The organism is Rhizobium sp. GW821-FHT14E12 (genome assembly GCF_058803745.1).
On sequence record NZ_JBXAPH010000001.1, the window covers coordinates 1,459,512 to 1,473,264 of the forward strand.

At 61.0% G+C, this 13,753-nt stretch carries 8 protein-coding genes; all 8 read left to right on the forward strand.

The window, feature by feature from the left end:
• The 8 genes from AC1RO0_RS07205 to glgX all read left to right on the forward strand — a co-directional run bounded on the left by AC1RO0_RS07205 (position 1) and on the right by glgX (position 13,717).
• Positions 1-885 carry a transglutaminase family protein gene (locus tag AC1RO0_RS07205; protein ID WP_498592178.1) on the forward strand — a complete coding sequence of 295 codons (885 nt, stop codon included), beginning with the start codon at positions 1-3 and terminating at the stop codon, positions 883-885.
• 105 nt (positions 886-990) lie between these two features.
• The gene (locus AC1RO0_RS07210; RefSeq protein WP_498592179.1) at positions 991-2,196 is read left to right on the forward strand and encodes a vWA domain-containing protein; all 1,206 of its coding nucleotides are present in this window, start codon (positions 991-993) and stop codon (positions 2,194-2,196) included.
• A 290-nt stretch (positions 2,197-2,486) separates the two neighbouring features.
• On the forward strand, positions 2,487-4,949 hold the full coding sequence (locus AC1RO0_RS07215; protein ID WP_498592180.1) for a glycogen/starch/alpha-glucan phosphorylase: 2,463 nt from the start codon (positions 2,487-2,489) through the stop codon (positions 4,947-4,949).
• Positions 4,946-7,153, forward strand: a complete 2,208-nt coding sequence (glgB, locus tag AC1RO0_RS07220; protein WP_498592181.1) for a 1,4-alpha-glucan branching protein GlgB — start codon at positions 4,946-4,948, stop codon at positions 7,151-7,153. The genes AC1RO0_RS07215 and glgB overlap by 4 nt, the downstream gene beginning before the upstream one ends.
• 26 nt (positions 7,154-7,179) lie before the next feature.
• Positions 7,180-8,442: a glucose-1-phosphate adenylyltransferase gene (gene glgC, locus AC1RO0_RS07225; protein WP_498592182.1), complete on the forward strand. Its 1,263-nt coding sequence runs from the start codon at positions 7,180-7,182 to the stop codon at positions 8,440-8,442.
• Positions 8,443-8,445: 3 nt separating this feature from the next.
• Positions 8,446-9,888: a glycogen synthase GlgA gene (glgA, locus tag AC1RO0_RS07230; RefSeq protein WP_498592183.1), complete on the forward strand. Its 1,443-nt coding sequence runs from the start codon at positions 8,446-8,448 to the stop codon at positions 9,886-9,888.
• 4 nt (positions 9,889-9,892) lie between these two features.
• The gene (locus tag AC1RO0_RS07235) at positions 9,893-11,521 is read left to right on the forward strand and encodes an alpha-D-glucose phosphate-specific phosphoglucomutase (RefSeq protein WP_498592184.1); all 1,629 of its coding nucleotides are present in this window, start codon (positions 9,893-9,895) and stop codon (positions 11,519-11,521) included.
• Between the two features lie 222 nt (positions 11,522-11,743).
• Positions 11,744-13,717 carry a glycogen debranching protein GlgX gene (gene glgX, locus AC1RO0_RS07240; protein ID WP_498592185.1) on the forward strand — a complete coding sequence of 658 codons (1,974 nt, stop codon included), beginning with the start codon at positions 11,744-11,746 and terminating at the stop codon, positions 13,715-13,717.
• The last annotated feature ends 36 nt before the right edge of the window (positions 13,718-13,753 follow it).

Here is a 13,753-nt window from a genome sequence, read left to right on the forward strand (position 1 = left end):
ATGCTTTACGACCTGTCGCTGCACATGGGCTATATCTACGACGTGCCAGCGAGCGGCGCGCGCCATATCATGCGCCTGCTGCCGCTGTCGCTTGACAACCGCCAGCGCCTGATTGCCGGCTCGCTGAAAATCTCGCCGCAGCCAGACGAACAATCGAACTTCACCGATTTCTTCCAGCATCCCACGACCTCGATCCTGGTGCGCAATCACCACGAAAAGCTGGATATCCGCATGCAGGCGCGCGTACAGGTGGAAAGCCAGCCGGTTAGCGCCGACTTCTCCCCCGTGCTGGCCAAACTGCCGGACGAGATCAGCGACTGCTGGACGGTCGGCTCGTCCTCGCCGCACCATTTCCTCGGCACCAGCCCGCGCCTGCCGGAAACGCCCGAGATCGCCGACTATGCCCGGCAATGGGCGGCGACCAAGCTGACCGTGATGCAGATCGCCCATGCCGTCTGCACCCAGATCCACAAGGATTTCACCTATGACGCCAAGGCGACGACGGTGGAAACCACGCCGAAGGAGGCGTTTCGCCTGAAACGCGGCGTCTGTCAGGATTTCACGCATGTGATGATCATCGCGCTGCGCAGCCTCGGCATTCCCGCCGGCTATGTCAGCGGCTTCCTGCGCACCATCCCGCCGCCCGGCAAGGAGCGGCTGGAGGGAGCCGACGCCATGCATGCCTGGGTGCGCGTCTGGTGCGGCGAAACGGCGGGCTGGATCGAGCTCGACCCGACCAACAACATCCCCGCCGGCACCGACCATATCGTCGTCGCCTATGGCCGCGATTATTCCGACGTCGCCCCCGTCATCGGCGTGCTGAAAAGCTACGGCAGCCAGAAGACCGTCCAAGCCGTGGATGTTATTCCACTAAAGCAGCATTAATTACGCCAGTCGCTAAAAGTCGAACGATCATCTAAACGGCGAGCTTAGATTTCTCGCCGATATTTGCCGCCATTCTGAGGCTATTACTTCGTTGGGGCGAACGTGATGATCAATGGTTCGGGTAAATTTCGCAGTCTATTACAACTTATACACGATCGCGCGGGCAATTTCGGCATCCTGACCGCGATTGCCGTTCCGGTCGTGGCGGCGACGGCAGGCGTGGCTGTCGATGTCACCAACATGACCGTGTCCAACAGCCAGTTGCAGCAGGCGACCGATGCGGCCGCCCTTGCGACGGCGACGGCGCTTGCCAATGGTAACGCCACGACAAGCAATGCCCAGCAACTGGCGACCCAGTTCGTGACCGGGCAGATGTCGAACTATCTCGCCGGCGATACGAATACCGCCAATGCCTTGAAAGCCGGGACGACAGCCAACGTGACATCAGCCACAAACTCGTCCGGCGGCACCAGCTATACCGTCGCCGTCAATGCCTCCTACGGCATGTCGGTTAACGGCATGAGCCAGTTGCTGGGTATGAAGACAATGCAGGTCTCCGCTTCGAGTACATCGACCAGTGGGAGTGCGGCAGCGGCTAAGCAAATCGCACTTTCCATGGAGATTGCGCTCGATAAATCCGGATCCATGCTGCTGAACACCGATGTTATCGATACGAGTCAGAAGAGCTGCACCCAATATTACACCGAAGGCAATTACCTCTACCAATATCCGAAGGCAAAAAGCCCCTGCTATATTAAGAAAATAGCAGCTCTGAAGACTGCGGTCGGCACTCTGCTCGATCAATTGGATAGCGCCGATCCCAAGTCACAATATGTCCGTACGGCTGCCATTGCCTGGAGCAGCGAAGTCGACAGTTCCAGCGCTCTTGCGTGGGGAACAACAACAACGCGCTCCAATGTCATCAGCGGCTTGAACGCCAATGGCGGCACAGAGTCGAGCGCTCCAATGGCGCTGGCCTATAAGAACGTTTCGGCATCTTCGGAAGCAAACGCCCAAGCGGCGAAGGGCAACACGACTTTTCAGAAGATCATCGTCCTCATGACGGATGGTGAAAACAACGCGACTAGCTCCGACACAAAAACGTTGGCCACATGCAAGGCAGCTAAAGATGCTGGCGTCCTCATCTATTCCGTCGCCTTCATGGCACCAGATCGTGGGCAAACTCTGCTGAAGAACTGCGCCTCAAGCCCCAGCAACTATTTCGACGCACAACAAATGTCCGATCTCATCGCTGCCTTCAAATCCATCGGCGCGCAGACATCGAAGCAAATCACCCTTCTGACCAGATAAAGTCCGCCGCCGGACACACCGGCCACCCCACAAATACAAAAGCCGCTCCGAAGCAATCCGGGGCGGCTTTTTCTTGTCAATCAATCCGCCGATAAGAGCCGGAAAAACAACCGAAATCAAGTCTTTTCGCTACCTCGGGAAGGCTGGCCCGCTATTTTCACCTCCGCCCGAATTCACCTGTTGCAACAACTTTACATCGGTGCGTAAACTGCTAGTTAGACGAGATGGCAATTTGGTTTAGACAGGCGTAACATCCTGAATATAAATCACAAATGGCGAGAGTTGATAGTATGAATAGCTTGACGAAGGCCAATCTCCCCGCCCCAGCTCCCCGCAGTTCCCGCCCTGAAATCCTCGCAGAGGAAATCATCGAGCGCCTGACCTATCGCATCGGCAAGGACGCAAAAGTCGCCAAGCCGCATGATTGGCTGACGGCAACCATCCTCGTCATTCGCGACCGCGTCATCGACAAGTGGATGGAATCGACCCGCAGGGCCTACGAGACCAACGCCAAACGCGTCTATTATCTCTCGCTCGAATTCCTTATCGGCCGCCTGATGCGCGATGCGGTCTCCAACCTCGGCCTGATGGAAGAGATCACTAACGCGCTCACCTCGCTCGGCGTCGATATCCGCGTCATCGCCGGCCTGGAGCCCGATGCGGCGCTCGGCAATGGCGGCCTCGGTCGGCTCGCTGCCTGTTTTATGGAATCGATGGCGACCGTCGAGGTCCCAGCCTATGGTTACGGCATTCGCTACGTCCATGGTCTCTTCCGCCAGCAGATGGCCGACGGCTGGCAGGTCGAGCTGCCGGAAACCTGGCTCGCCCACGGCAACCCCTGGGAATTCGAGCGCCGGGAAAGCGCCTATGAAATCGGCTTCGGCGGCGCCGTCGAAACCGTCGGCGGTCACGACGACCAGCCCCGCTATGTCTGGAAGCCGGCCGAGCGCGTCATCGCCGCCGCCTTCGACACGCCCGTCGTCGGCTGGCGCGGCAACCGCGTCAACACGCTGCGCCTCTGGTCAGCGCAGCCGATCGACCCGATCCTGCTCGACGCCTTCAACGCCGGCGACCATATCGGCGCGCTTCGCGAAAGCAACAAGGCCGAAAGCCTGACCCGCGTCCTCTATCCGGCCGATGCGACGCCCGCCGGCCAGGAGCTGCGCCTGCGCCAGGAATTCTTCTTCTCCTCGGCTTCGCTGCAGGACATCCTGCGCCGCCATCTACAACAGTATGACGACCTGAATAATCTGGCCGACAAGGTCGCGATCCAGCTCAACGACACCCATCCAGCCGTCTCCATCTCCGAAATGATGCGCCTGCTGGTCGACGTGCACGGAATGGAATTCGAACAAGCCTGGGATATCACCCGCAATACCTTCGCCTACACCAACCACACGCTTCTGCCCGAGGCGCTGGAAAGCTGGCCGGTGCCGCTGTTCGAGCGGCTGCTGCCGCGGCACATGCAGATCATCTATACGATCAACGCCAAGATCCTGCTCGAGGCCCGCAAGACCCGCAATTTCAGCGACGGCGAAATCCGCTCGATCTCGCTGATCGACGAGAACGGCGACCGGCGCGTGCGCATGGGCAATCTCGCTTTCGTCGGCTCGCACTCGATCAACGGCGTCTCGGCGCTGCATACCGACCTGATGAAGGTCACGGTGTTTGCCGACCTGCACAAGCTCTATCCGGATCGCATCAACAACAAGACCAACGGCATCACGCCGCGCCGCTGGCTGATGCAGTGTAATCCGGGCCTGACCGGCCTCATCCGCGAGGCCATCGGCGACGAGTTCCTCGACGATGCCGAAAAACTGAAGCCACTCGACAAATTCGCCCGCGACAGCGCCTTCCAGGAGAAATTCGCCGCCATCAAACGCGCCAACAAGGTGCAGCTTTCCAATCTGGTCGCCAGCCGCATGGGTATCAAGCTCGATCCCAATGCGATGTTCGACATCCAGATCAAGCGCATCCATGAATACAAGCGCCAGCTTCTCAACATCATCGAGACCGTGGCGCTCTACGACCAAATCCGCTCGCATCCCGAGCTTGACTGGCAGCCGCGCGTAAAGCTGTTCGCCGGCAAGGCGGCGCCGAGCTATCACAACGCCAAGCTGATCATCAAGCTGATCAACGACGTTGCCCGCGTCATCAACAACGACCCGTCGGTGCGCGGCCTGCTGAAGGTCGTCTTCGTACCAAACTACAATGTCTCGCTCGCCGAAATCATGGTTCCGGCCGCCGACCTTTCCGAGCAAATCTCGACCGCCGGCATGGAAGCATCCGGTACAGGCAACATGAAATTCGGCCTCAACGGCGCGTTGACCATCGGCACGCTTGACGGCGCCAATGTCGAGATGCGCGACAATGTCGGCGAGGACAATATCGTCATCTTCGGCCTGACGGCCGATGAAGTCGCCAATCTGCGCAGCGACGGCCACGATCCGCGCGCCGTCATCGCGCGGTCGCGCGAGCTGGCGCAGGCACTCGATGCCATCGCCTCGGGCGTCTTCTCTCCGGACGATCGCACCCGCTATACCGGCCTGATTGACGGCATCTACGCTCACGACTGGTTCATGGTCGCCGCCGATTTCGACGCCTATGCCGCCGCACAGCGCGACGTCGATACGATCTGGGCCAAGCCCTCCGAATGGTACACCAAGACGATCAACAACACCGCTCGCATGGGCTGGTTCTCCTCCGATCGGACGATCCGTCAATATGCCAAGGAAATTTGGAGAGCCGGATGAAGAAGCCGAAAAGACCCGTTGACGGCGTAGCCTTGAGGGACATTTCGGCAGACGAGATTGCTGCAATTCTCGCAGGCACCCATTCCGATCCGTTCGCCGTGCTCGGCGTACACAAGACGGAAGACGGCTTCATTGCCCGTTGTTTCATTCTCGGCGCGGAAGCCGTCACCGCCATGGCGCTCGACGGCACCGTCATCGGCGAGCTGGATTGCCTCGACCCGGCCGGCTTCTTTGCCGGCAACGTTAAAATCACCAAGCTGCAGCCCGTCCGTTATCGCGCCCGGCGTGGCGACGTCGAATGGGCGGTGACGGACCCCTACAGCTTCGGCCCGGTCCTCGGTCCGATGGACGACTATTTCCTGCGTGAAGGCACGCATCTGCGCCTGTTCGACAAGATGGGCGCTCATCCCCTGAAGCACGAGGGCGTACAGGGCTTTCACTTCGCCGTCTGGGCGCCGAACGCACAGCGCGTCTCGGTGGTCGGCGATTTCAACGGCTGGGACGGCCGCCGCCATGTCATGCGCTTTCGCTCCGACGCCGGCATCTGGGAGATCTTCGCGCCGGATGTTCCGGCCGGCGTTGCCTACAAATTCGAAATCCGCGGCCATGACGGCGTGCTGCAGCCGCTGAAGGCCGACCCCTTCGCCCGTCGCAGCGAACTTCGCCCGAAGACCGCCTCGGTCACCGCCAACGAGATGACCCAGGTCTGGGAGGACACGGCCCATCGCGAGCATTGGGCAAGCGTCGATCAGCGCCGCCAGCCGATCTCGATCTATGAGGTGCATGCTGGCTCATGGCAGCGCCGCGACGACGGCACGATGCTGTCCTGGGATGAACTCGCCTCGCGCCTCATCCCCTATTGCGTCGATATGGGCTTCACCCATATCGAGCTCATGCCGATCACCGAGCATCCCTACGATCCGTCCTGGGGCTATCAGACCACCGGCCTCTATGCGCCGACGGCCCGCTTCGGCGAGCCGGAAGGTTTTGCCCGCTTCGTCAACGGCTGTCACAAGGTCGGCATCGGCGTCCTTCTCGATTGGGTGCCGGCGCATTTCCCGACGGATGAACACGGCCTGCGCCGGTTCGACGGCACGGCACTTTACGAGCATGAAGACCCGCGCAAGGGCTTTCATCCCGACTGGAACACGGCGATCTACAATTTCGGCCGCACCGAAGTTCTCGCCTACCTGCAAAACAACGCACTCTACTGGGCGGAGAAATTCCATCTCGACGGCGTGCGCGTCGATGCCGTCGCCTCGATGCTCTATCTCGACTATTCCCGCAAGCACGGCGAATGGATCCCTAACGAATATGGCGGCAACGAGAACCTGGAGGCCGTTCGCTTCCTGCAGTCGATGAACAGCAGGCTCTATGGCGCCCATCCAGGCGTCATGACCATCGCGGAGGAATCAACGTCGTGGCCGAAAGTCTCGCAGCCTGTCCACGAAGGCGGCCTAGGCTTCGGCTTCAAGTGGAACATGGGCTTCATGCACGACACGCTGAGCTATCTCGCCCGCGACCACGTTCACCGCAAGTATCACCACAACGAACTGACCTTCGGCCTGATCTACGCCTTCTCGGAAAACTTCGTCCTGCCGCTCTCCCATGACGAGGTGGTGCACGGCAAGGGGTCGCTGATCGCCAAGATGGCGGGCGACGACTGGCAGAAATTCGCCAATCTGCGCGCCTACTACGCCTTCATGTGGGGTTATCCCGGCAAGAAGCTGCTGTTCATGGGCCAGGAATTCGCACAGTGGAGCGAATGGAGCGAAGAACGCGCGCTGGACTGGAACCTGCTGCAATACCGCATGCATGAGGGCATGCGGCGCCTCGTGCGCGATCTCAACTTCACCTATCGCAGCAAGCCGGCCTTGCACGCCCGCGACTGCGAGGGCGAAGGTTTCGAATGGCTGATCGTCGACGATTTCGAAAACTCGGTCTTTGCCTGGCTGCGCAAGGCGCCCGGCGAAAAGCCGGTGGCGGTCATCACCAATTTCACGCCGGTCTACCGGGAGAATTACACTTTGCGCCTGCCGGCTGAGGGACGGTGGCGCGAAATACTGAATACCGATGCCGACATTTATGGCGGCAGCGGTAAGGGGAATGGCGGGCGCGTCCAGGCCGTCAGTGCGGGTGGCAGCATACATGCAACAATAACGCTGCCGCCGCTCGCAACCATCATGCTCGAACCGGAATTTTAAGACCATTACGGACAGGGAGGAATGAAATGGTAGAAAAACGCTTTCAGCCGCTGGCGCGCGACGCCATGGCCTACGTTCTTGCCGGGGGCCGTGGAAGCCGCCTGAAGGAACTAACCGACCGCCGCGCCAAGCCGGCCGTCTATTTCGGCGGCAAGACCCGCATCATCGATTTTGCGCTCTCCAACGCACTCAATTCCGGTATTCGGCGCATCGGCGTGGCGACCCAGTACAAGGCGCATTCGCTGATCCGTCACATGCAGCGCGGCTGGAACTTCTTCCGGCCGGAACGAAACGAAAGCTTCGATATCCTGCCCGCCTCCCAGCGCGTTTCCGAAACGCAATGGTATGAAGGCACGGCCGACGCCGTCTACCAGAACATCGACATCATCGAGCCCTACGGCCCGGAATACATGGTCATCCTTGCTGGCGACCACATCTACAAGATGGACTATGAGTGGATGCTGCAGCAGCACGTCGATTCCGGTGCCGAGGTCACCATCGGCTGCCTGGAAGTGCCGCGCATGGAGGCCGTCGGCTTCGGCGTCATGCATGTCGACGAGAAGGACCAAATCATCGACTTCGTCGAGAAGCCGGCCGATCCGCCGGGCATTCCCGGCAATCCGGATTTCGCGCTGGCGTCGATGGGCATCTATGTCTTCCACACGAAGTTCCTGATCGAATGCCTGAAGCGCGATGCGGCCGACCCGAACTCCAGCCGCGACTTCGGCAAGGACATCATCCCCTACATCGTCAAGAACGGCAAAGCCGTCGCCCACCGCTTCGCACAGTCCTGCGTCCGCTCCGATTTCGAGCGCGAAGCCTATTGGCGCGACGTCGGTACGATCGATGCCTATTGGCAGGCCAATATCGACCTGACCGCCGTGGTGCCCGAACTCGACATCTACGACAAGTCCTGGCCGATCTGGACCTACGCCGAACTCAGCCCGCCAGCCAAGTTCGTCCATGACGACGAGAACCGCCGCGGTTCGGCCGTCTCCTCCGTCGTTGCCGGCGATTGCATCATCTCCGGTGCGAGCCTGTCAAACAGCCTGCTGTTTACCGGCGTGCGCGCCAACTCCTATTCCAAGCTGGAAGGAGCCGTGGTGCTGCCAAGCGTCAAAGTCGGTCGTCATGCCCAGTTGAAGAATGTCGTCATCGACCATGGGGTCAACATTCCGGAAGGCCTGATCGTCGGCGAGGATCCCCTACTGGATGCCAAGCGTTTCCGCCGCACGGAAAGCGGTATCTGCCTGATCACGCAGACGATGATCGACAAGCTGGATATCTGACAGATGAAAGTTCTTTCGGTTTCATCCGAAGTCTTCCCCTTGATCAAGACAGGGGGCCTGGCCGATGTGGCCGGCGCCCTGCCTATTGCGCTGAAGCCGCATGGTGTCGAAACGAAGACCCTGATCCCCGGTTATCCCGCGGTCATGAAGGCCATCCGCAATCCGGTGGCCCGTCTCGAATTCGCCGACCTGCTCGGCGAAAAGGCCACGGTCTTCGAAGTCGAGCACAGCGGCATTTCCTTCCTGGTGCTCGACGCCCCGGCCTATTACAACCGCACCGGCGGCCCCTATGTCGATGCCACCGGCAAGGATTATCCCGACAACTGGCAGCGTTTTGCCGCCCTGTCGCTTGCCGGGGCGGAAATTGCCGCCGGCCAGATGCCCGGCTGGCAGCCGGATCTGGTGCATGTGCACGACTGGCAATCGGCCTTGGTGCCGGTCTACATGCGCTACTCTTCGACGCCGGAACTGCCGAGCGTGCTCACCATCCACAACATCGCCTTCCAGGGCCAGTTCGGTCCCAGCATCTTCCCCGGCCTGCGTCTGCCCCCACATGCCTACTCCGTGGAAGGCATCGAATATTACGGCGATATCGGTTTCCTCAAAGGCGGCTTGCAGACGGCCCACGCCCTGACCACTGTCAGCCCTTCCTATGCCGGGGAGATCCTGACGCCGGAATTCGGCATGGGGCTGGAAGGGGTTATCGCCAGCCGCGCCGCCAGCCTCCACGGAATCGTCAACGGCATCGACGATGGCATCTGGAACCCCGAAACGGATCCAATGATCGCCCGAACCTATGGCCCCTCGACGCTGAAGGACCGCGCCATCAATCGCAAGCAGGTCGTCGAACATTTCGGCCTTGATGACGATGACGGGCCGATTTTCTGTGTCGTCAGCCGGCTGACCTGGCAGAAGGGCATGGACCTGCTCGCCAGCATTTCCAGCGAGATCGTCGCCATGGGCGCCAAGCTCGCCATTCTCGGCGCCGGCGATGCAGCCCTCGAAGGGGCGCTCTTTGCCGCCGCCGGTCGCCATCGCGGCCGCGTCGGCGTTTCCGCCGGTTATAACGAGGCGATGTCGCATCTGATGCAGGCCGGCTGCGACGCAATCATCATTCCCTCCCGCTTCGAACCCTGTGGCCTCACGCAACTTTATGGTTTAAGATATGGCTGCCTGCCAATCGTCGCGCGCACCGGTGGTCTCAACGATACCATCATCGATGCCAACCATGCCGCGCTGCAGGCGAAGGTCGCAACCGGCATTCAATTTTCGCCCGTCACCGCCGAAGGACTACTGCAAGCCATCCACCGCGCCATATACCTTTTCCAGGACCGAAAGGTCTGGACGCAGATGCAAAAGCAGGGCATGAAATCCGACGTATCCTGGGGTAAGAGCGCAGAACGCTACGCGGCTCTCTACTCCAGACTTGTCTCGAGAGGCGCTTAACCCAATGATTAAAACCGTTACCACCACCCCCTTTGCCGATCAGAAGCCTGGTACGTCAGGCCTTCGGAAGAAGGTTCCGGTATTCCAGCAACCGAACTACGCCGAGAACTTCATCCAGTCGATCTTCGATTCGCTCGAAGGCTATCAGGGCAAGTGCCTGGTCATCGGCGGTGACGGGCGATACTACAATCGCGACGTCATCCAGAAGGCCATCAAGATGGCCGCCGCCAACGGCTTCGGCAAGGTAATGGTCGGCAAGGGCGGCATCCTCTCGACGCCCGCGGCCTCGCATATCATCCGCAAATACAAGGCCTTCGGCGGCATCATATTGTCGGCCAGCCACAATCCCGGCGGCCCGACCGAAGACTTCGGCATCAAGTACAACATCAGCAATGGCGGCCCGGCGCCGGAAAAGATCACCGACGCGATTTACGAGCGCTCCAAGGTCATCGATAGCTACAAGATCGCCGATTTCCCCGATATCAATCTCGATCGCATCGCCCGCGAGGATGTCGGCGGCATGATCGTCTCGGTCATCGACCCGGTCGAGGACTATGCGGCCCTCATGGAAGAGCTGTTCGATTTCGGCGCCATCCGTAACCTCATCAGCCTCGGCTTCCGCCTCAACTTCGACGCGATGAGCGCCGTGACCGGCCCCTATGCCAAGGAAATATTCGAAATCCGTCTCGGCGCGCCGGATGGCTCGGTGCGCAACTTCCTGCCGCTGCCCGATTTCGGCGGCCATCACCCCGACCCGAACCTCGTCCATTGTAAAGAGCTCTATGACGAGATGATGGGAGACGATGCGCCCGATTTCGGCGCGGCATCGGACGGCGACGGCGACCGCAATCTGATCATCGGCAAGGGCATCTATGTCACGCCCTCGGACAGCCTGGCAATCCTCGCCGCCAACGCCAATCTCGCGCCTGGTTATTCGAGCGGGCTTACCGGCATTGCCCGCTCCATGCCGACCAGCGGCGCTGCCGACCGTGTCGCTGAAAAGCGCGGCATCGGCATGTATGAAACCCCGACCGGCTGGAAATTCTTCGGCAACCTGCTCGACGCCGGCATGGCGACGATCTGTGGCGAGGAAAGCTCCGGCACCGGCTCGAATCACGTCCGCGAGAAGGATGGCCTCTGGGCCGTGCTGCTCTGGCTCAACATCCTCGCCGTGCGCGGCGAAAGTGTCATCGACATCGTCACCCAGCATTGGGCGACCTACGGCCGCAACTATTACTCGCGCCACGACTATGAAGGCGTCGACACCGATGCCGCAAACGGCCTGATCGATACGCTGCGCGAAAAGCTGCCGACTCTGCCGGGCACGAAGTTCGGCGATCTCACCGTTTCGGCAGCCGACGACTTCGCCTACCACGATCCGGTCGACAAGTCCGTCAGCCAGCATCAGGGCATCCGCATCCTGTTCGAGGGCGGCTCCCGCGTCGTCTTCCGCCTGTCCGGCACCGGCACGACGGGTGCGACCCTGCGCGTCTATATCGAGCGCTACGAGCCGGATTCGACCCGTCACAACATCGAGACGCAAGAAGCACTGGCCGACCTCATCGACGCCGCCCAGGCGATCGCCGACATCAAGGGCCGCACCGGCCGCGATGCGCCGACTGTGATTACCTAACGGCAGAAACCCTTCGCCCCGCAAATGCGGGGAGAAGGTGGCCAGGCGCCGCTGAACGAAGTGAGGCGGTGACTGGTCGGATGAGGGGCCTTCTCAAAATTCGCCGCGGCGGCACAGTTTGCCGAAGGCTCCGCCCCTCACCCTAGCCCTCTCCCCGCCCTTCGATAAACTCAGGAGCGGGGAGAGGGAACTATCTCGAGCCATCCGGAGAGCCCGCGAGACATGTCAGAGCCCGCCACCCGCTCCCTTGGCGCCACCCTCACCGACGACGGTGTCGAATTCGCAGTCTGGTCCAAGCATGCCGACAGGATCGAGCTTTGCCTGTTCGATGCAGAGGGTAAAAAGGAAGTTGCGCGCCTGCCGCTAACCCGGGAAGGCGAAGAGCACCGCTTGTTCGTCGAGGGCATCAAGGGCGGCACATGCTACGGCTTTCGCGCCCATGGCAGCTATGATCCAGACCAGGGCCTCTGGTTTGACCCGGCAAAGCTGCTGGTCGATCCCTATGCCAAGGAGCTCGATCGCCCTTTCCAATACGATCCGCGTCTCGGCACGTTCGGCGAGGATACGCAGGATCTCATGCCGAAGGCCATCGTCTCGCGCGATGTAGCGGTCAAACCGGCCAAGCCATTGTTCCAACCCGGCGGCCTGATCTACGAAATCGCCGTCAAACCTTTCACCATGCTGCATCCGGACGTGCCGGCGGAAAAGCGCGGCACGCTCGCCGCCCTCGCCCATCCCGCCGTCATCGCCCATTTGAAACGCCTGCATGTCGACGCCGTCGAGCTGATGCCGATCACTGCATGGATCGATGAGCGGCATCTGCCGCCGCTCGGCCTTACCAATGGCTGGGGCTACAATCCCGTCGCCTTCATGGCGCTCGACCCGCGTCTTGTACCCGGCGGCGTTACGGAATTGCGCGAGACCGTCGCCGCCCTCCACGCCGAGGGCATCGCCGTCATCCTCGATCTCGTCTTCAACCACACCGGCGAAAGCGACCGCCAAGGCCCGACGCTGTCGCTGCGCGGCCTCGACAACCCCACCTATTTCCGCCATCTGCCGGATCAGCCGGGCACGCTGGTCAACGACACCGGCACCGGCAATACCGTTGCCTGCGATCTGTCGGCAACGCGCCGGCTGATCATCGACAGCCTGCGCCATTTCGTGCTTCACGCCGGCATCGACGGCTTTCGCTTCGATCTCGCTACTGTCCTCGGCCGCACCTCCAAGGGTTTTGACCCTGAAAGCCTGACTCTGCGGTCGTTGTTTGCCGACGAGGTGCTTCAGGATCGCATCATGATCGCCGAGCCTTGGGATATCGGCCCCGGCGGCTACCAGCTCGGCAATTTTCCAGCGCCCTTCCTCGAATGGAACGACCGCGCCCGCGATGATCTCCGCTGCTTCTGGCGCGGCGATGACAGCAAGATCGGCGACCTCGCCACCATCCTTGCCGGTTCGTCCTCCGTCTTCGGCCGCGACGGCCGAACCCAGACCCGCAGCGTCAACTTCCTCGCCGCCCATGACGGCTTTACGCTGATGGACATCGTCTCCTACGCCCAGAAGCACAACGAGGCGAACGGCGAGAACAACCGCGACGGCCACAACGAAAACCTCTCCTGGAACAATGGCGTCGAAGGCAGGACGGACGATCCGGCCATCCTCGGCAAGCGCTGTACCGACATCGAAGCCATGCTCTCCACGCTCTTTGCCACGCGTGGCACGATCATGCTGACCGCCGGCGACGAAGGCGGCCGCACGCAGCGCGGCAACAACAATGCCTATTGCCAGGACAATGACATCACCTGGATGGATTGGGCAGCACTGGACGAGGAACTGATCGGCCACACGGCCTGGCTCGCCAGCCTCCGCCGCCGCTTCAGTGCTTTCAGTGATATGGAATTTTTCAACGGCAAGGGCGACGTGCTCTGGTTCTCCGCCGAGGGTACGGCGATGACGGTGTCCGACTGGGAAAGGCCGGATGCCGGCCTGCTCGGCATGGCGATCGAGACCGAGGATCGCGACAGCAGCAGGAAAACGCGTCTCGCAATACTGCTCAACCGCGGACATCAGGAACAGCGTTTCAAGCTGCCGGCGTCGGGCCAAGGTGGCTGGTCGCTACTAACCCCGAAAGGGGCGACGGCAGTTCAGAACGACATCATGGTATCGGCGCGCTCCGTCAGCTTCCTCATCGAAAACTGATTTCCTTGCACTTTCCGGTCTTCTTCGCCAGAAAGG